Source organism: Trichloromonas sp. (assembly GCF_034006665.1).
Taxonomy (GTDB): domain Bacteria; phylum Desulfobacterota; class Desulfuromonadia; order Desulfuromonadales; family Trichloromonadaceae; genus Trichloromonas.
In genome coordinates, this window is record NZ_JAVESI010000035.1 from 1 (window position 1) to 17,386 (window position 17,386).

General features: G+C 55.6%; 18 protein-coding genes and 1 tRNA gene. 12 read left to right on the plus strand and 7 right to left on the minus strand.

Features of this window, described 5'->3' with window-relative positions; translation table 11 throughout:
• Positions 1-796 precede the first annotated feature (796 nt).
• Both gdhA and RBR25_RS12805 read left to right on the plus strand, forming a co-directional pair.
• A complete protein-coding gene (gene gdhA / locus RBR25_RS12800) occupies positions 797-2,146 on the plus strand; it encodes an NADP-specific glutamate dehydrogenase (protein WP_432819945.1) in 1,350 nt (449 codons plus the stop codon).
• Positions 2,147-2,303: 157 nt separating this feature from the next.
• Positions 2,304-2,558, plus strand: coding sequence for an FmdB family zinc ribbon protein (locus RBR25_RS12805; protein ID WP_432819946.1), 255 nt, complete (start codon positions 2,304-2,306; stop codon positions 2,556-2,558).
• Between the two features lie 53 nt (positions 2,559-2,611).
• On the opposite strand, the gene RBR25_RS12810 is transcribed toward RBR25_RS12805, so the two are convergent.
• The gene (locus tag RBR25_RS12810) at positions 2,612-3,601 is read right to left on the minus strand and encodes a diguanylate cyclase (RefSeq protein ID WP_432819947.1); all 990 of its coding nucleotides are present in this window, start codon (positions 3,599-3,601) and stop codon (positions 2,612-2,614) included.
• A gap of 409 nt (positions 3,602-4,010) precedes the next feature.
• On the opposite strand from RBR25_RS12810, the gene folD reads away from it, so the two are divergent.
• The 3 genes from folD to gcvH all read left to right on the plus strand — a co-directional run bounded on the left by folD (position 4,011) and on the right by gcvH (position 5,926).
• The gene (gene folD, locus RBR25_RS12815; protein ID WP_432819948.1) at positions 4,011-4,865 is read left to right on the plus strand and encodes a bifunctional methylenetetrahydrofolate dehydrogenase/methenyltetrahydrofolate cyclohydrolase FolD; all 855 of its coding nucleotides are present in this window, start codon (positions 4,011-4,013) and stop codon (positions 4,863-4,865) included.
• A 71-nt stretch (positions 4,866-4,936) separates the two neighbouring features.
• The gene (locus RBR25_RS12820) at positions 4,937-5,143 is read left to right on the plus strand and encodes a hypothetical protein (RefSeq protein WP_432819949.1); all 207 of its coding nucleotides are present in this window, start codon (positions 4,937-4,939) and stop codon (positions 5,141-5,143) included.
• 396 nt (positions 5,144-5,539) lie between these two features.
• Complete coding sequence (gene gcvH / locus RBR25_RS12825) at positions 5,540-5,926, plus strand: glycine cleavage system protein GcvH (RefSeq protein WP_432819950.1); 387 nt, start codon at positions 5,540-5,542, stop codon at positions 5,924-5,926.
• A gap of 25 nt (positions 5,927-5,951) precedes the next feature.
• On the opposite strand, the gene RBR25_RS12830 is transcribed toward gcvH, so the two are convergent.
• A complete protein-coding gene (locus RBR25_RS12830) occupies positions 5,952-6,899 on the minus strand; it encodes an energy transducer TonB (protein WP_432819951.1) in 948 nt (315 codons plus the stop codon).
• Between the two features lie 182 nt (positions 6,900-7,081).
• Here RBR25_RS12830 and pta point away from each other — a divergent pair, with 182 nt between their 5' ends.
• On the plus strand, positions 7,082-8,083 hold the full coding sequence (pta, locus tag RBR25_RS12835; RefSeq protein WP_432819952.1) for a phosphate acetyltransferase: 1,002 nt from the start codon (positions 7,082-7,084) through the stop codon (positions 8,081-8,083).
• 77 nt (positions 8,084-8,160) lie between these two features.
• Here pta and RBR25_RS12840 read toward each other — a convergent pair whose 3' ends face one another.
• Both RBR25_RS12840 and RBR25_RS12845 read right to left on the minus strand, forming a co-directional pair.
• Positions 8,161-9,078, minus strand: coding sequence for a 3-oxoacyl-ACP synthase III family protein (locus tag RBR25_RS12840; protein WP_432819953.1), 918 nt, complete (start codon positions 9,076-9,078; stop codon positions 8,161-8,163).
• Positions 9,079-9,222: 144 nt separating this feature from the next.
• Entirely contained in the window at positions 9,223-10,488 is a 1,266-nt protein-coding gene (locus RBR25_RS12845; RefSeq protein WP_432819954.1) for an acetate kinase, read from the minus strand.
• A 301-nt stretch (positions 10,489-10,789) separates the two neighbouring features.
• Between RBR25_RS12845 and RBR25_RS12850 the strand changes: the two genes are divergently transcribed.
• Positions 10,790-10,963: a 4Fe-4S binding protein gene (locus tag RBR25_RS12850; RefSeq protein ID WP_432819955.1), complete on the plus strand. Its 174-nt coding sequence runs from the start codon at positions 10,790-10,792 to the stop codon at positions 10,961-10,963.
• An 82-nt stretch (positions 10,964-11,045) separates the two neighbouring features.
• Here RBR25_RS12850 and RBR25_RS12855 read toward each other — a convergent pair whose 3' ends face one another.
• Positions 11,046-12,707, minus strand: a complete 1,662-nt coding sequence (locus tag RBR25_RS12855) for a DUF3426 domain-containing protein (RefSeq protein WP_432819956.1) — start codon at positions 12,705-12,707, stop codon at positions 11,046-11,048.
• Between the two features lie 25 nt (positions 12,708-12,732).
• Positions 12,733-13,260 carry a hypoxanthine phosphoribosyltransferase gene (hpt, locus tag RBR25_RS12860; RefSeq protein ID WP_432819957.1) on the minus strand — a complete coding sequence of 176 codons (528 nt, stop codon included), beginning with the start codon at positions 13,258-13,260 and terminating at the stop codon, positions 12,733-12,735.
• Positions 13,261-13,442: 182 nt separating this feature from the next.
• On the opposite strand from hpt, the gene RBR25_RS12865 reads away from it, so the two are divergent.
• Positions 13,443-14,141 (plus strand): DUF1573 domain-containing protein, encoded by a 699-nt coding sequence (locus tag RBR25_RS12865; RefSeq protein ID WP_432819958.1) that lies wholly within the window; start codon positions 13,443-13,445, stop codon positions 14,139-14,141.
• A gap of 79 nt (positions 14,142-14,220) precedes the next feature.
• Positions 14,221-14,297, plus strand: a tRNA-Arg gene (locus RBR25_RS12870).
• A 289-nt stretch (positions 14,298-14,586) separates the two neighbouring features.
• Here the strand turns inward: RBR25_RS12870 and RBR25_RS12875 are convergent.
• The gene (locus RBR25_RS12875) at positions 14,587-14,838 is read right to left on the minus strand and encodes a helix-turn-helix domain-containing protein (RefSeq protein ID WP_432819959.1); all 252 of its coding nucleotides are present in this window, start codon (positions 14,836-14,838) and stop codon (positions 14,587-14,589) included.
• A gap of 207 nt (positions 14,839-15,045) precedes the next feature.
• On the opposite strand from RBR25_RS12875, the gene RBR25_RS12880 reads away from it, so the two are divergent.
• Genes RBR25_RS12880 through RBR25_RS12890 form a run of 3 tightly spaced genes read left to right on the plus strand, consistent with a single transcriptional unit; the run spans position 15,046 to position 17,384 of the window.
• A complete protein-coding gene (locus RBR25_RS12880) occupies positions 15,046-15,285 on the plus strand; it encodes a hypothetical protein (RefSeq protein WP_432819960.1) in 240 nt (79 codons plus the stop codon).
• A complete protein-coding gene (locus tag RBR25_RS12885) occupies positions 15,278-16,486 on the plus strand; it encodes an Arm DNA-binding domain-containing protein (RefSeq protein ID WP_432819961.1) in 1,209 nt (402 codons plus the stop codon). The genes RBR25_RS12880 and RBR25_RS12885 overlap by 8 nt, the downstream gene beginning before the upstream one ends.
• On the plus strand, positions 16,479-17,384 hold the full coding sequence (locus RBR25_RS12890; protein WP_432819962.1) for a hypothetical protein: 906 nt from the start codon (positions 16,479-16,481) through the stop codon (positions 17,382-17,384). Before RBR25_RS12885 ends, RBR25_RS12890 begins: the two co-directional genes overlap by 8 nt.
• Positions 17,385-17,386 lie beyond the last annotated feature (2 nt).

Here is a 17,386-nt window from a genome sequence, read left to right on the forward strand (position 1 = left end):
TTTCATAAAATTCACCCGCCAAGTGAGTTTTCGACGGGCTAGATGGTAGCATAAATAACAAAGAAAATCAATAGCTTATCTGCATTCGCTGAAATTCTTCTGATTGTGATCTTACGGATTCAGGGAACTGCCAGGAGGAGCTCAGGGTGCTGATGCAGTGGATCAGGCGGCGCCTGCGCGCCAAGCAGATGAGTTTGTGGAAAAGGCCCAAACGGCTTCACCGCAGGCTGAGACAACTTGGTTACCAGGGGGAGTTCATGGCAATAAAAATGAGTTCCTGGCGAAACTCTGCCGGCAATCTGGCCCATTACGCCATTCCCAACATGTACCTACAGGAATTGGGTCTTTTTGAGATGAGTTCAGTGCAAACCGGGTACCTGCCTCAGACGTACTGAGGGGAAGAATGGACAGGAGCCGTATACGAGGCCCGTACGTACGGTTCTGTGAGAGGGATGAGGCGAGCTTGATCTGCTCGCCTCACCCTACTCGATTGCGTCATGGTTTTGCGTTGTCGCTAGGTGAAGAGAGGCTGATTTTTAGTGAGCAATAAAAGAAGTTTTGATGTGAGTTCTTAGTGTACACGACCGATTTGGCTATAATTACCCTTGGATTTTTAGGGTTGTTTTTTGAGAAGAGTAACTACAATAAATCCAGTATGTTATGAAAAATGACTGGTTTTATTTGATTTTGGCATGTTTCCTGATATTGATCTAATGATTTTGAAAAATATATGTGCTCAAGCTTCTTAAGCCACTAATGGAAACTCATCAAAACATCTCACTCTACAGGAGGTTTTATGTCGCCTAAATTGGATGAAAAAGTCGAACCCACATATCAGGAAGTTCTTGCCCGTAATCCCGGGGAAACCGAATTTCATCAAGCGGTTCGTGAGGTTCTGGAATCTCTTGGGCCGGTCTTGGTGAAGCATCCCGAGTTCTGCCATCATAAAATCATTGAGCGAATTTGTGAACCGGAACGCCAGATCATCTTCAGGGTGCCTTGGCAGGATGATAATGGCGTTGTCCAAATTAATCGCGGTTTTCGGGTTGAATTTAACAGCGCCCTTGGCCCCTACAAGGGGGGGCTGCGCTTTCATCCCTCAGTCTATCTGGGGATTATCAAATTTCTCGGTTTCGAGCAGATCTTCAAGAACGCTTTGACTGGTATGCCCATCGGTGGCGGCAAGGGGGGCTCGGATTTCGATCCCAAGGGGAAATCGGATGATGAGATCATGCGTTTTTGCCAGAGCTTCATGACCGAGCTCTATCGCCATATCGGCGAGCATACCGATGTCCCTGCCGGCGATATCGGGGTGGGTGGCCGGGAGATTGGCTACATGTTCGGACAATATAAACGCATCACTAATCGCTGGGAAGCTGGTGTGTTGACCGGTAAAGGTCTCAACTGGGGTGGATCGCTGGTTCGTCCGGAAGCGACTGGATATGGCGCTACCTTTTTTGTCGACGAAATGCTCAAGGTTCGCGGCGAATCCTTCGACGGCAAGACTTGCACTGTTTCCGGTTCCGGGAACGTCGCCATCTACACCATCGAGAAGATTCATCAGTTGGGCGGTAAGGTTGTCGCCTGTTCCGACTCTAATGGCTATGTTTATCACGCACAGGGGATTGATCTTGAACTGGTTCAGCAGCTTAAGGAAGTTGAGCGGCGTCGGATCAAAGATTACATCACCTATCACAAAGAAGCCAAATACGTTGAAAACGGCAATATCTGGGATATCCCCTGCCAAGTGGCCATGCCTTCGGCTACGCAGAATGAAATCAATGGCAAGGATGCCGCTAAACTGGTGAAGAACGGATGCATCGCCGTCGGCGAGGGGGCCAATATGCCGACGACTCCGGAAGGGGTCAAGGTCTTCCTTGATGCCGGGATCTCTTACGGTCCGGGTAAGGCTGCCAATGCCGGTGGTGTTGCGACCAGTGCTCTGGAAATGCAGCAGAATGCCTGCCGTGACTCTTGGACCTTCGAATATACCGAGCAGCGTCTGCAACAGATCATGAAGGGCATTCATGAACTCTGTTACGAAACCGCCGAGGAATACGGTACCCCCGGCAATTATGTCAACGGAGCCAATATCGCCGGTTTCATCAAGGTTGCCAAGGCCATGGTGGCTCTCGGCCTGGTTTGATCTTTCCAGACATTAAGACGAACAAAAGGCCTGGGTTATCCCGGGCCTTTTGTTCTCTCCCATATTCAACTCTCCGGACTCAGTCATCGTGGTCGGTCTTGACAAGTGTCTCGTGAGGGATTAGATTGGCGCCGACTTTTTTCAGGAGGTTTTCGCCATGCCGATGTACGAATATCGTTGTGAAGGATGCGGGCAGGTCATTGAAGTGCGACAGAAATTTTCCGATGCGCCCCTGACCACCTGTGAAAGCTGCGGGGCACCGCTGAAGAAGCTCATTTCCCAGACGGGTTTTACGCTCAAGGGGGGGGGCTGGTACCAGCAGGGTTATAGTGTCTCGTCGACATCTGCGCCGGCTTGTCCGGGAGCTGGATCTTCCGGTTGCACGGGCTGCCCCAAGGCGGTCAATGAATAAAAAAATCCCCGGCGTGATCGCCGGGGATTTTTTTATTCGGCAACTACCGGTAGTCAGAGAGAAAAGGCGGGCATGAGCGGCGTGAAGCGCAGGTGTGGCGCAGGAACAATGGGGTAGTCTTCGACCGCTCGAAATGTTTCGACAAGGTTCCGTCCCCCTTTTTTGGCCCGATACATGGTCTGGTCGACTTCGGCGACCAGTTGCGCGGCGTCGACGATCTCCGCCTCCCGCACCGGGCGTAGCCCGATGCTCACGGTCAATGGGAATTCTCCATAGTTCCCCTGAGAATTGATCGCCGCGATTTCCCGGCGAATACGCTCGGCGACCGAGGAGGCCTGACCTGCGGTCGTATCGGGCATGATAATAGCGAACTCCTCACCCCCAAAGCGGCAGAGGGTGTCGTAGCTGCGGATGTTTACGCGCAGGGTTTCGGCCACGATTTTCAAGATCCGGTCTCCCGCTTGGTGGCCGATGCTGTCGTTGACCCGTTTGAAATGATCGATATCGATCATCAGCAGGGCCAAGGGAGTCCGTGAGCGGTTATTGCGCTTCAGTTCCGTTTCCAGGATTTCATCGAAATGGCGTCGGTTGCCGACGCCGGTTAGGGGATCGGTAATAGCCACGCGGGCCAAGTGTTCGTTGCTGGCGCGCAGACTTTCCAAGCGTTTTTTCCCGGAAAGAAAGCGCACGATGCGAGCTCGCAGTTCACGTTCGGGAATTCGCGGGGAAAGACAGTCGGCCGCCCCCGCTTCGATGCAAAGAATCCGTTCCTCGGCTTGCTCCGACAGGGAAAAGACAAGAATCGGGATGTCCAGCCAAGGATCATTCTTTTCGAGTCGCCCTAACCAAGTGAGGCTTTTGTTTGAAACGCGCCCCGTTCCGTAAAAAATCATGTCGACGTCCTCCTTTTCCAAGTGCTTGAGGGCATCGCGGCTGGTAGCACAACAAATCAACCGCTTGAAGCATCCGGTTTTGGTGACACGATGAGACAACTCCCCGCGTCGGTCTGCGGATTTGTCGAGAATCAGGGCGGTAGCGATCATGGTTTGTCCTTTGTGGCAGAACAAGTTGAAATGTGTTGCTAAGTCAATTAGCAGATTTGATGCCATATGGTGTATTGGTAAATAAAAATGAGAAAAAATCTATCTATTGTGATGTTTTGAGTATTGAAAATAGCAAAATAATACGGTTAGTTGTCAGCTTTGTGGGGGGATAAAATAGTTTTTTCATTTGGATTTTTATACATTTGCTATTTTGTACTCTGTCGTTCTTTTGACTTTTGCGGGGAGATTTGAGACCGGTTCAGGAGGATCGGGTGCTGTTGTCGAAATTTTGACATGGAAGTTCCAGCCGCTCGACGTATACTGCATCCACCCGGAATCAGGGCTTTTCACCGTTTACAATCCGGGGTTCCTTTCGTATAGTTGTGGCACTATCCAAGGAGGTCAGGACGTGAATAAGATCATTGATGGCAAAGCGATCGCCGAACAGATTCGTCAGACAATCGCTGCTGATGTCAGTGCGCTCAAGGCGCAGGGGACGACCCCCGGGCTGGCGGTGGTGCTGGTGGGAGAAGATCCGGCCAGCCGGGTTTATGTGTCGATGAAGGAGAAGGCCTGCGCTCAGGCGGGAATTTTCTCCGATGAGCACAAGCTTCCGGAAACGACCAGTGAAGCTGAGCTGTTGCAGTTGATCGACCGGCTCAACCAGGATCCGCGCATCGATGGCATTTTGGTGCAGTTGCCTCTGCCCAAGCAAATTGATGAAGGTAAAGTGCTTGAAGCGATCTCGCCTAAAAAGGATGTGGACGGCTTCCATCCCTATAATGTCGGTCGCTTGGCGACGGGCAATCCCCTTTTTCGCCCCTGTACACCCTATGGTGTGATGAAAATGCTGGAGTATAGCGGCGTCGATCTCAAGGGGAAGGAGGTGGTGGTGGTCGGGCGTTCCAATATCGTCGGCAAACCGGTGGCTCTCATGTGCTTGGCCGAGCACGCCACGGTTACCATCTGTCATTCCCGTACCCGGAATCTCGCCGAACAGGTCGGTCGTGCTGATGTCGTGATCGCCGCCGTTGGGCAACCGGAGATGATCAAGGGGGAGTGGATCAAGCCAGGCGCGGTGGTGATCGATGTTGGCGTCAACCGGGTCGGGGAAAAGAAGTTGGTGGGGGATGTGGAGTTTGCCGCCGCCCGGGAGCGAGCCAGCGCCATTACTCCGGTTCCCGGTGGCGTCGGGCCGATGACCATTACCATGCTGCTTTACAACACCGTTGAAAGCGCCAAACGGCGCTCTGCCAACAAGTAACTGTCCCTGACAGCGCCCGAAACCTCGATGAGGTTTCGGGCGCTGTTTTCTTGTTGCAGGAATCGACGGCCATGATCATCAGCGTACAGAAGAGCAGGGAAGAATGGCTGGAAATGCTGGCGGGCAATGAGCGGCTCTTTGTCGTCGGCTGCGGAGCCTGCGCTACGGTGTGCAAGTCGGGCGGCGAGGAAGAGGTCTTTCGCATGCAGGAATGGCTGGCGACTCTCGGCAAGGAGACGACCGGCACCGCAGGCCATCTCCAGCTGTTTAAAAACTAGGGGGAGGTAGGCAAACCCGGTCGCCACAAAATTCCGGAATAATCCCCTCGCCATTGGGAAGACCGACAATGTCCAGACTCGCTGAAGAGCTGGCTTCCGGCCGTTTCGTCGTCACCGCCGAGATCGCCCCGCCCAAGGGGGTCGATCTCGCTCCGGCTCTGGCCAAGGTCCGAATGATGAGGGGACTCGCCGCAGTGACGTCACCGACAATCCGGGGACGAACATGCGCCTTTCTCCCCCTGGCCCTCGCCACGCTTTTCCGCCGGCGCCGCAGGGACTCCGGAAGCGGAACCCTTCGAACTGATGTTTCAGAAATTCGTCAAGAAAGCCTTGTCGGCTTGGGCTTTCTTTCAGACCCCGGCGGCGGGAATCTGCTTTCACTCGCAGGAGGAGACCATGGAATTTCCCGAAGAATTGAAGTATACCGAGGAGCATGTGTGGGTGCTTTTGGAGGATGACATCGCCACTATCGGCGTGAGCGATTTCGCCCAGGATTCCCTGGGGGATGTGGTCTTTGTGGAGTTGCCCGAGGAGGGCGCCCAGATTGAGAGCGGTAAACCCTTCGGCGTGCTCGAGTCGGTCAAGGCGGTCTCCGACGTTTATGCGCCTGTTTCCGGGGAGGTTATCGAGGTCAACGAAGAGTTACAGGACGCGCCGGAACTGGTCAATACCTCGCCCTATGAGGATGCCTGGATGCTCAAGGTTCGCCTGGCGGACAATGTCGACCTCGACGAGTTGATGGATGCGGAAGAGTACCAGGAATTTATCGCCGAAGAAGAATGAGGCCCGTGCGACCGCTGCCCGGTTGTTAGTAGAGCGCCGGGCGCCGGTCGAGAGCGTAATGGAAAAAGACCATGATGTTCAGCTCGTTCTTGGGGTAGGCGCTGGGTAGGGGGCCGTAGGAAGCGCCTTTTTGCACCGCGCGCATGGCTTCGTTGTCCAATAGGGGATAGCCACTGCTTTCTTTGAGAATCACCCCCTTTACATTCCCGTCGCGGGTAATCGTCACCCGCAGTAGACAGACGCCTTCCTGCCCCAGTTGCCGCGCCCGTCCGGGATAATTCCAGACCATATAGACATTGTCGCGAAAGCGCCGGAAGAAAGAGATGAGAATATCCTTCTCCGTATCCAGCCAGACTGTGTCCCCTTCATCGACTTCCGCTCGGTATTTGCGCCGCCACTGGTCCCCTACGTTGGCCGCGGCGGTCTTGGCCGAAGCCAGAAGATTGAGGTTTTTCAGATCTTCCGGCGAACGCCGTGGGACTTGAGGCTGGGCCGGAGCAGGAAGGGAAGGCTCAGGTGTTCTCTCCTGAGGCGCCGCCGGGCCTTCTCCCGAGGGACGCTGGGGTTGTTTTGGGGCGGGTAGAGGAGGTTTTCCCCCCGGTTTAGGCGCAGGTTTGGGTGCCGGCTTCGTCGGGGGCGCCGGTTTGGGAGCAGGGGGGGGCGCTTGAGTTTTGGGAGTGCGGTCCTCCAAATCCCTGCCCTTGGGGGCGCTCTCTTTTTCCGCCTGGTGGTCCCTGTCCGCCAAACGTTTGGCGGGTGTTTCTCGAGGTTTTTCCGGAACCTTGGGGATTGGCAGGTCGAGTTCGCGGCTTACGGGTTGCGGGGGCCGCAAGTCAACGTAGACCGGTTTTTTCTCCACTTCGGCCGGTACCCAGGCCTGTTTGGGAGCCAGGAACAAAAAGAGCAGATGCAAAAGCAGGGAGAGGAGGATGAATCCCAGCAGGAAGATGTCCGAGCGACGGTTCTGGTTCATGGATCCATAACAAGGGAGGGGAATTCGTGAAGCGTTGCGCCAGTATACATGAAGGCGGAAGCTTTCGGGGAGGAATCTGTGAAGGGACGCGGAGCATTTTACGGGAAATGAGTTGACCGCTATCCTCCTATCGGTTATAAGTCTTTTCTGAATTCAAACCTTGTTCTGGAGGAGGTAGTTGTATGCATTTGGTGGAGCAAATCAAGGCAAAGGCCCGCGCCGGCTTGCAGACCGTGGTGCTGCCCGAAGGCTATGATGATCGGATGATTCAAGCCGCCGGACGGATTGTCAAAGAGGGTTTGGCCAAGGTTGTGCTGCTGGGCAACCCCGATACCCTGAAAAAAAAGGCCGCCGAGCTCGGTGCCTCCCTTGAGGGTGTCACTCTCCTTGATCCCAAGGATTCCCCGCGTCTGGATGCCTATGTCGAAGAACTGGTGGCGTTGCGCAAGAGCAAGGGATTGACCGCGGATGAGGCGAAAAAGCTCTTGACCGGGGCCGACAACCTCTACTATGGGGCGATGATGGTACGCCTCGGGGATGCCGGCGGAGCGGTGGCCGGAGCCGACAATACCACAGGGGATGTCCTGCGTGCCGCCTTCCAAGTCATTGGCACCGCCCCCGCCATAAAGACCGTTTCCTCGGTTTTCCTGATGGTGACCAAAACCCCCGAATTCGGCGAGAACGGCGTCATCTGCTTCGCCGACTGCGCCGTTAACCCCAACCCCGATGCCCAGGCCCTGGCCGAGATCGCGGTCAGTACTGCCGGCAGCTGCAAAAGCTTCCTTGGTGTCGATGCCCGGGTGGCCATGCTTTCTTTTTCAACCAAGGGTAGCGCCAGCCATGATGACGTGGACAAGGTGCTCAAGGCCTTGGAGATTGCCAAGGGGATGGCTCCCAACCTGCAGATCGACGGCGAACTTCAGGCCGATGCCGCCCTGCTGCCTAAGGTTGGCGCCAAGAAGGCCCCCGGTTCCACGGTGGCTGGCAAGGCCAATACCCTGATCTTTCCCGATCTCGATGCTGGCAATATCGCTTATAAGCTGGTCGAGCGTCTGGCCGGTGCCGAGGCGGTCGGACCTATCATCCAGGGGTTGGCCAAGCCGGTTAACGATCTCTCCCGCGGCTGCTCGGTCGAGGACATTATCAGCGTCGCGGCGATCACCGCTGTTCAGGCGCAAGGGTAATGGTTTTCCTGAATGCTGTAAGAAGAAAGCCGGCGAGATTTTCGCCGGCTTTTTTTCAGTTACTCAACAATTGCTGATCACGGCCTTTTCAACAGGCCACTTGCCCAGGAAAGACCAACGCCGAAGCCGCAAATGACGATATTGCTGGCCTTTCCGGAGAGTTCGTCGGCCAGCAGAATCGGAAGGGTCGAGGAAACGGTATTGCCGTAATCGTAAGTGGCGTAAGGGGCTTTTCCGCGGGGAACCAGCAGTTTGTCGGCGATAGTTTCGACGATGATCTTGCTTCCCTGATGTAACAGGAAGAGATCGACTTGGTCCAAGGTGAGGTTGTTTTTGGCTACCATCTGCCGGATGTCGTCGGGAATGACCTTGACGGCGAAATTGAAGACCCCCCGGCCATGCATGAAGAGAATGCCGTCGTTGCAGATGAGCTTTTCGTACTCACTGCCGATGGTGCCGAAAGAGAAGGCGCCTGAAACAAGTTTCGGCTGTTCGCTGATCAGCGTCACTGCCGCCGCGTCGCCGAAGAGCAGCGTGGTGTTTTTGTCGTTGGGGTCGGTGATTTTCGAGTAGGGATCGGCAGTAAAGAGCAGCCCCTTTTTCATGCCGTTGGCCGCCATGAACGCCTGAAAGATGGAGAGGGTATAGACAAATCCGGAACAGCCGAGGGAAATGTCGAAACAGGCGCAGCGGTGGGGCAGGCCGAGTTTGCCGTGGAGCATGGCCGAGGTGTGGGGAATGTTACGGTCGGGATTCTGGGTGACCACGACCACAGCTTCGATTTCGTTCGGATCAATGGCGATTTTTCCCTGCAGGTCGGCAAAAGCCTTGACGCAAAGATCCGATGTTTCCTCTTCGGGGGTTTTCAGGGAAACCTGACGGACGCCGATCTTCTCCTCGATAAAATGATCGTCAATGCCGAACTGGGTTTTTCTGTCGTAGTTGGAGATTCTTCCCTCAGGGATGTAATAGCCGATTTCGTTGATGCCGAGCATGTAATTCGTGACCTCCGCGGTGCCGGAACGATGGACGGGGAGCCCGTGGGGAGGAGACGAGATGCGACCTTTGACGACGAAGACCGACGGGATCCCGTCGGTCTTCGGTCATCAGCGCCGCGATGCGTCGGCTCCTTCCTGAGCCTATTTGCGCTGGAATTCCTTACTGGAGAAGGAATATTTAAAATTCATGTGGTCGGTGTATGTGCCTTCAAGGATAGCCACGACATCCTCGGTAAAGACCAGTTCTTCGTCGGTCGGAATGACAAAGACCTTGACCGGTGAGTCGGGGCGGGTAATCAGGGTTTCCCTCTTGCGGGTCATGGTGTTGCGGTTGACTTCCTTGTCCAGATAAATTCCCATGAATTCGAGATTTTCCAAGGTCATTTCACGAATCAGCCAAGCCATTTCGCCGACTCCGGCGGTAAAGACCACGGCATCGACTCCGCCGATAGCCGCCGCATAGGCGCCGATATATTTTTTGAGACGGTAGGATTCGATTTGCAGGGAGAGTTTACAGCGCTCGTCCCCTTTTTCTGCTTCGGAAATGACGTCACGCCGGTCGGTGAAACGTCCGGTGATGCCGATGACGCCGGATTTTTTGTTGAGGATCGAATCGATTTCCTTTGAAGTGTAGCCTTCCCGTTCCATGATGAAAGCGGGAATCGCCGGATCGATGTCCCCGCACCGAGTTCCCATGACCGCACCTTCGAGGGGTGTCAAGCCCATTGAAGTGTCCACCGAAATGCCTCCCTTGATGGCCGAGTGGGAGACGCCGTTGCCGATGTGCATGGTGATGATGTTACAGTCTTTGGGATCCTTGCCGAGGAGGACCGCGGCGCGTTTGGAAACGTAGAGATGACTGGTGCCGTGAAAACCATAGCGACGCACGCCGTACTTCTCATACCATTCGTAGGGCAGAGGATAGGTATAGGCAGGGGCCGGCATGGTCTGATGGAAGGCGGTGTCGAAAATGGCGATGTGCGGAGCGTCGGGCAATACGGCTTTGGCGGCCTCGATGCCGGCAATGTTGGGCGGATTGTGCAGGGGGGCGAGATGTTGAACCTCTTTGATGGCGTCCAGAACCGAGTCATCAATTCGCACCGAGCAGGTGAATTTTTCTCCGCCGTGAACGACCCGGTGGCCGACCGCCGAGATCTGGTTCATGTCTTTGACCACGCCATGAGTAGGATCGGTCAGGGTTTTGATGATGAGATGGATCGCCACCTTGTGGTCGGGACATTCGTGCTCTTCACGATAGTTGTCCCGACCGGGCACTTCATGGACGATGTAGGAGTCACCGATGGTAACGCGCTCCACCATGCCTTTGGCGACGATCACCTTTTTGTTCCAGTCGAAAAGTTGATATTTGACCGAGGAACTGCCGCAATTCAAGGCGAGAATATCCATTAAAAATAACCTCCTCCGCGAGTATTTTTAGCGCGATAAAAATTCCCATTCTTGCAAAATCGTGTTTTACCTGGTTTGCCCTTATCCCCGGCGGGTTATCCAGGCGCGGCCCGAATCGCGGCGCTAGACGCAAGAAAAGAATGGGAAAATGTTATAGAAGAGTAAAGGATGCAAGGGTGAATTGCAAGAATTTTATCTCGTTTTTCAAACCGTCTTCACTCTGGACAGGTCAGTAATCATGGTGTATGGTTTTGGAAAGGTAAAACAGTGTGTTTGATCTACAGGGAGAGGAGGTGAAACCATGGCTTATACCATTACCGATGAGTGCATCAATTGCGGCGCCTGTGAACCGGTCTGCCCCGTTGGCGCCATCAGCGAGCAGGGGGACAAGCGGGTGATCGACGCTGATCTCTGTACCGATTGCGGCGCTTGTGTGGATGTTTGCCCGGTCGACGCGATTATCAAAGCCCCCTGAAAAAGTAACGGCACGAGGACAAAAAAAGCCGCGTTCGTAAGAACGCGGCTTTTTCGTGGGATGTATGCTAGCGGGATGTATGCTAGCGGGCCTCACCGGTTTTGGAGTCGGCGACTTCCACGGTGAAGTGGGTGACATTGTCCGGCAGATCGCGAAAGACGATCATGTAGGGGATGGGGGTGTCCGGGGCGATATTGACATTGGCCAGCGCGCTGCCGAAAGGGTTGCTCATGGTCTCTTGAATGGAGACGAAGGGGGCGCTTTTGAGCGTTTCCAGGTCCATGGGGTTACCGCAGAAGACCGTCTGGCGCAAGAGGACATCGCCTTTTCCGTCATGAAGCATGCCGGTTACCGAAATGGCTGACCGTGGCTCGGGGTAGCCGTTGACCGCCTCCCCCTGAATGACGAAAAGCTGGCCGACATGCTCGTTCATGACAAAAAAGCTGTTCGGCAGCGGCAGTCGGATGTGCACGGCCGGTTCCGCCGGCGCTGACGTTCCGGTCAGGGTTTTGAGTTGCGAGAGAATCCGCGGCAGGCTGTCGGTGCCGCCCCGCCATGCCAAGTAACCGGCGAAGGCCGCGAGGAGCAGCAGGAGCAAAATGAAAATCCGCAGAACCGCAACCATCGGACTGCGTTTGGATGCGGCCGCTTTGGGACGGGGCTCACTGAGGGGTTCCGGCAGCTCCTCTCCGCGCAAAGCTGGTGTCCGCTCCTCCGTCGACCTTAGGGGTGCGACGGCGATGGAGGGTTCGGCAGTGGGCCGGTCGATGGCCACCGCACCTTCACTGTCGGAAAACTCGAAACCTTTTTCTTCCGTTTCGGAGGGGTTGTCGGGGTAGAGGTCATCGCTTTGCGGAGCTTCATCGAAGAAAGAGTCAGTCATCTCCGAAGCAGGCTGCGGTGCGAAAAGATCGTCTTCCTGCAAAGCGGAATCTTCCGATAACTCGGTCTTCCCCGGCTCAAAGGAAAAGGCGTCGACCCCTTCCTCTTGAAAAGAGAATTCGGCGATCGACTCTTTTCCTTCGGCTCCTTCGGCAAACAAGCTTTTCTCCGCCGATTCGCTCTCCGCGAAAAGAAGTTCATCGCCCGTGGAACTTACGGTGAAGGGCTCGGTTTCGGTTGCCGGTGTTTCCTCGAAGACAAATTCCTCTTCCTCGCCTACTTCTTCAAACTGAAACTCTTCTTCTTCCCCACCCGTGGCGAAGGTTTCCTGGGCGGTTTCTTCGACGGAAGTCATTGACGTCTCGGCGAAGATTTCCTCGGAAATCAGCGGTTCCGCCGTGAATGACGACAAGGAGGAATCCGCTGGAGCCGGCGTCGCTTCGTCATCCTCCAGGCCAAGAGCGGCAGCATCGAGTTCCGCGGAGTCTGCATCAAGGGGCACCGTCGTCGGGCCGGATTCCTCGGCGATCTCAGCGGGGGCTTCAACACTCTTCGCGGCCTCATCGGCGAAACCGGAATCCAAGGCTTCGTCCCAAGATGAAGTATCCGCATCTGTCGGAGTTCCGGAAGGGTGGGAATCCTCCAGCACTTCGTTGAAGCTGTCGGCCCAGGGATCCCCTGCTTCGTCAGGTGCGGACAGTGGAGAAATCTCCTCCTCTCCCCCGACGGGCTCGGCTGGCTCCGGAGGAAAGACGGTGAAAATATGGTGGCATTTGGCGCAGCGGACCTTGATCCCTTCCGGCTTAAGCTTGTCTTCGCCGATTTTGAAGCGGGTGTGGCATTTGGGGCATTGAATGATCATGCGCGGCGCGTCCTTTCGATCCCGGTCAGCGGCCCTGGACCAGGTGGATGTCGGGCAGGTTGCGGTATCTCTCTGCGTAGTCAAGCCCGTACCCGACGATGAAACCGTCAGGCAGAGAAAAACCGACGTAGTCCGAGTGGATGGAAACCTCGCGGCGGCCAGTCTTGTCGATCAGGGTGCAGATCTTCAGGGAGCGCGGCTCCCGACGCAGCAGCAGATTGTAGAGGGATTCCAGGGTGTGGCCGCTATCGACGATATCCTCGACGATGATCACGTCACGGTTTTTGATCGGTAGTTCCAGATCCTTCCGGATTTCCACGATTCCCGAGGACTGGGTCTCCGAACCATAGCTGGCGATGCGGACAAAATCGACGATCAGGGGGGAGTGGATCGCGCGCGCCAGATCGGCGACAAAGAGAAAGGATCCCTTCAGAACCCCGACCAGCAGGATTTCCGAATCGGGATAGTCGTTACTGATCTCGTCGCCGAGTCGTTGAACTTGACGGGCGATTTCTTCCTGGGAGTACAACAGCTTCAGGTCAAGTTCAGACATGCACATTCCATGGATCGGCGTTTAGGGAGGAGTATTTATCTGATTCTATACAAGTCGAGGCGGAGGTGTCAATTTATTCAGCAACCTACAAAGCACTGGTCAGTGCTTTTGGGGCTGTGTTATAGTTCGGCATGTTCAGTGTTGAAAACAACCGATTTTAACAAAAAGGGAAAGGATGAATCATGCCTCGGATATCACTGCTGCTGGTGACGGCGCTGATGCTGTTCTGCGGTGTCGCCTACGCCGGGGAAGCGAAAATCCTTTTGGAAAAGGGCACCTTCGATTTCGGCGAGATTTTTGAAGGGCAAAAGGTAGAGCATACCTTTCGCTTCCAGAACGCCGGCGACGAGCCCTTGCTCATTGATCGTGTTCGCAGCTCCTGCGGCTGTACGGTGGCCCTGCTCTCCTCCAAAATCGTCGCTCCCGGCGATGTCGCCGAACTCAAGACGACTTTCGATTCCAACCGTTTCGGCGGCGCGGTGGTGAAGACCATCTATCTGTACAGCAACGATCCGTTGCAGCAGGTGACCGAGCTGCATCTGCGCGGGACCGTCAAACGCGAAATCGTGCTGAACCCGGCCCGTCTCGATCTCGCCACCCTGGCCGCCGGGACCGTCCGCCAGTTCGATGTGCGCCTGATCAACCAGAGCCCCCGGACCATCGTTCTCTCGTCTCTGCAGACCACGACCTCCGAAGTCGAAGCCGAACTCTCCAGCAAGACGCTGGAACCGGGGCAGGAGGCCGTTCTCAAGGTTCGCGTCAAACCTAAAACGGCGGGGGCGCGGCTTTCCGGTTATGTTCTACTGAAAACGGACAGTGCTTACCTGACGGATCTGCGCTTGCCGGTTTATGGCATGATCGCCCCCGCCAAAGGCCCATAACCTTCCCCTTTTTTGCATTTCGTCCTCGGAATTTGAAGTTGCATTCCGAAGCAACTTGCGGTATAAGTCTCGACTCTATGCGCCCGTAGCTCAGCTGGATAGAGCGTTGGCCTCCGGAGCCAAAGGTCACAAGTTCGAATCTTGTCGGGCGCGCCATAGAAATTAAGGGGTTACGGTCTTCGCCGTAGCCCCTTTTTGCGTTCGTGCCCAAACCGCGCCCATCCGGTGCCCATCTTTTTCGACTTTGACATTTGGTCGACCCAAAACGGCGTATTTCCGGACACCAAATGTCGTCCGACAAATGACATCTGGCTTAATTCAATTTTTTCTCCTTGGAAAAACAGTTAGTTACGAAATAAAAAAACGTGCCAAATTTATTTTCGCCTTTGAGAAGCAGCAAGTCCCGAGACTTTTGAGCTTTGGCTTAAATTCACCTCCTGCCTTGCTAATCCTTCTTGCCTACCCCCTGTGTCCCCTCGTCTGGTAAGAACTCCACCAGATCCTGGATCTTGCACCCGAAAAACTGACAGATTTTTTCCAGGTTGCCGATCGTTGTATTGGCCGCCTTCTGGTTGGCAATCCGCGAAAGCGTGGACAGGTGTATCCCCGTTTCCTCAGACAGCTCTTTGAGGCTGATCCTTCTCCCAAGTCTAAACTCCATATCTGCCATCAGATGTTTCAAGTGGTAGCGAATCAAGGTGGCGTCTCCTTAGGCAATCTCTGGCAAGAACCGAGCAGGGCGGCGTAACTTTCTTGATTTTGACGCAAAGTTTTGCGTCGGGCAAGAATTTTTTCTTTTAAATCCGTGTTGTTGGCGATAAAGCACTTTTTATGCAAAAAAATTGATTGACATGCAATATCTTGGGATATATAGTATTCACAACTTCACGAAAGGAGAAATCACATGGAACAGCAGACCTACATGACGACGGAAGAGTTGGCGGCCCGGCTGCGGTACGATTCGCGCTATATCCGCAGCGCGCTCAAGGATGCGGTCTTTATCGAGGGGATTCACTACATCCGTCCCTTCGGCCGGCGCCGGGTCCTCTACATCTGGGAGGCGATCGAGCGGGACATGGTCAAGGCGTCCATGGCGCAGAAGCCGGTCATTCCCATGGCCAAGGGAGGTGTCTGTTATGGGTAAGGTCAGAGTTCGCAAGGAAACGGGAAGACTCCAGTTCGACTTTTTCTATCGGGGCCTGCGCTGCCGGGAGCAGACCTTGCTGGAGGATACGCCGGCCAACCGGAAACGGCTGGAGGCCTTCATGGCGCAGATCGATGCGGAGATCAAGCAGGGGACGTTCACGTATGAACGCTATTTCCCGAACAGCAGCAATCTGGCGAAACTGGCGCAGCCGATTCCGACTGCCGGTCGGGTGGTTGACCGGCCCCCTTCGGCGGGAGGAAGCCAGGGGCAGACGTTCCGGGAGTTTGCCGAAGAGTGGTACCTGGAGAACGAGATTTCCTGGAAGATTTCCTATCGGAAGACGGTGCGGGGGACGCTGGAAAAGCACCTTTATCCGGTTTTCGGAGAAAAAGAGGTCAGCCACATCACCAAGGGCGAAATCCTGAAATTCCGATCAACACTCGCCAAAGTCGAAATCGGAACTCGTCTCGGGTTGTCGCCTATGCGGATCAATCACATCATGACGCCTTTGCGCATGATTCTCAATGATGCAGCCGACCGGTTCAATTTTAGCACGCCTTTTGTCGGCATCAAACCGCTCAAGGTGCCGAAGACCGATGTCGACCCCTTTACCCTCGACGAGGTGAATCTCTTTCTCTCCCGGGTGCGGGCGGACTTCCGACTTTATTATCAGGTCCGGTTCTTCACCGGGTTGCGCACCGGCGAGATCGATGGCTTGCAGTGGAAGTACGTCGATTTTGAGCGGAAGCAGATTCTGATCCGCGAGACCCTGGTGGAAGGGCGGATCGAAACCCCGAAGACCCAGGGATCCATCCGCGAGGTGCATATGTCGGACCCGGTCTTTGCCGCCTTGAAGCAGCAATGGGAAGTGACCGGGAAGCTGGGAGGTTTTGCCTTTTGCAACCGCTGCGGCAATAATCTGCATCATATCAATGTCACCCAACGCATCTGGTATCCGACCCTGAAGTTTCTCGGGATGAAGCGGCGGCGTCCCTATCAGACCCGCCACACTACCGCGACCCTGTGGCTGGCGGCGGGGGAGAATCCGGAATGGATCGCCCGGCAGATGGGGCACACCTCCACGGAAATGCTTTTTACCGTCTACTCGCGCTTCGTTCCCAACCTGACTCGGCAGGACGGATCGGCCTTCGAGAATCTGCTGGCCGCGCGGATGGCAGCGGGGGGTGCCCATGTCTGAGCGGTTGGCCCTGTCGAACCTGGTGCCGGGGGCGGTCTGCGGAACCTTCCGGCTGCGGGAGGCGACCCACAGCGCCACCTGGGACGGTTATCCCTACCTGCGGGTGGTTCTGGAAGATTTCAGCGGCCACCTCCCGGCCTACGCCTGGCGGGAAGAGGTCATCGCACAACTCGACCTCCCCGACTATTCCCTGGTGCGAATCTGTGGCCAGGTGCGTCGTTATCGTGGCAAACTTCAAATCGATGTCACCTCGGTTCAGCCGCTGTCGCAGTCGGCCGAGCGCAGCGCCGCCGCGCTCATTCCGCAGGGCATTTGCCCGGTGCCGGAATTGCTGCCGACCCTTCTGACTGCCGTCGAGCAGATCAGCCTGCCGCCGCTGCGGAGTTTCGTCGAAGCGGTTCTGGCGGATGCGGGGATCAGCTTTCCCTTCGTCTCGGCGCCGGCCAGTCTGCAGCATCACCACCGCTTTCCCGCTGGCTTGCTGCGGCACAGCCTCGAATGCTTCTTCCTGGTGGCCAAGCACCGGGAGTTTTCCCGGGAAAGCTGCGAGCTGGGGATGGTGGCCGCGCTCTTTCATGATGTCGGCAAGATCCTTACCCTGACCCATCGGATGCGGCGGACGACCTTGGGCGCGGCCGTCGACCATGACAAGCTGACCCTGGAGGTGCTCGCCCCTCACCTGCGGCACCTTGACCGGGAGTGGCCGGAAGGAGGACGGGAGCTTCGTTATCTGCTCACCTGGAAGATGTGCGAAAAGATCCCCAAATACGACATGGCCGACCTCGTCGCCTGCTGCGACCGGATCAGCACCGGGCTGAATCGCCGCAGCCCCCACGCCCACGGCCGGAATCATTCTCAACTCGGTATCGCCGATCATTCCGCCCTGCGGATGCCGTGACA

Excerpts from the sequence above, each read along its gene's own strand:
- gdhA (WP_432819945.1), top strand. The coding sequence starts at position 797 with ATGTCGCCTAAATTGGATGAAAAAGTCGAACCCACATATCAGGAAGTT.
- RBR25_RS12805 (WP_432819946.1), top strand. The coding sequence starts at position 2,304 with ATGCCGATGTACGAATATCGTTGTGAAGGATGCGGGCAGGTCATTGAA.
- RBR25_RS12810 (WP_432819947.1), bottom strand. The coding sequence starts at position 3,601 with ATGATCGCTACCGCCCTGATTCTCGACAAATCCGCAGACCGACGCGGG.
- RBR25_RS12820 (WP_432819949.1), top strand. The coding sequence starts at position 4,937 with ATGATCATCAGCGTACAGAAGAGCAGGGAAGAATGGCTGGAAATGCTG.
- gcvH (WP_432819950.1), top strand. The coding sequence starts at position 5,540 with ATGGAATTTCCCGAAGAATTGAAGTATACCGAGGAGCATGTGTGGGTG.
- RBR25_RS12830 (WP_432819951.1), bottom strand. The coding sequence starts at position 6,899 with ATGAACCAGAACCGTCGCTCGGACATCTTCCTGCTGGGATTCATCCTC.
- pta (WP_432819952.1), top strand. The coding sequence starts at position 7,082 with ATGCATTTGGTGGAGCAAATCAAGGCAAAGGCCCGCGCCGGCTTGCAG.
- RBR25_RS12840 (WP_432819953.1), bottom strand. The coding sequence starts at position 9,078 with ATGCTCGGCATCAACGAAATCGGCTATTACATCCCTGAGGGAAGAATC.
- RBR25_RS12845 (WP_432819954.1), bottom strand. The coding sequence starts at position 10,488 with ATGGATATTCTCGCCTTGAATTGCGGCAGTTCCTCGGTCAAATATCAA.
- RBR25_RS12850 (WP_432819955.1), top strand. The coding sequence starts at position 10,790 with ATGGCTTATACCATTACCGATGAGTGCATCAATTGCGGCGCCTGTGAA.
- RBR25_RS12855 (WP_432819956.1), bottom strand. The coding sequence starts at position 12,707 with ATGATCATTCAATGCCCCAAATGCCACACCCGCTTCAAAATCGGCGAA.
- hpt (WP_432819957.1), bottom strand. The coding sequence starts at position 13,260 with ATGTCTGAACTTGACCTGAAGCTGTTGTACTCCCAGGAAGAAATCGCC.
- RBR25_RS12865 (WP_432819958.1), top strand. The coding sequence starts at position 13,443 with ATGCCTCGGATATCACTGCTGCTGGTGACGGCGCTGATGCTGTTCTGC.
- RBR25_RS12880 (WP_432819960.1), top strand. The coding sequence starts at position 15,046 with ATGGAACAGCAGACCTACATGACGACGGAAGAGTTGGCGGCCCGGCTG.
- RBR25_RS12885 (WP_432819961.1), top strand. The coding sequence starts at position 15,278 with ATGGGTAAGGTCAGAGTTCGCAAGGAAACGGGAAGACTCCAGTTCGAC.
- RBR25_RS12890 (WP_432819962.1), top strand. The coding sequence starts at position 16,479 with ATGTCTGAGCGGTTGGCCCTGTCGAACCTGGTGCCGGGGGCGGTCTGC.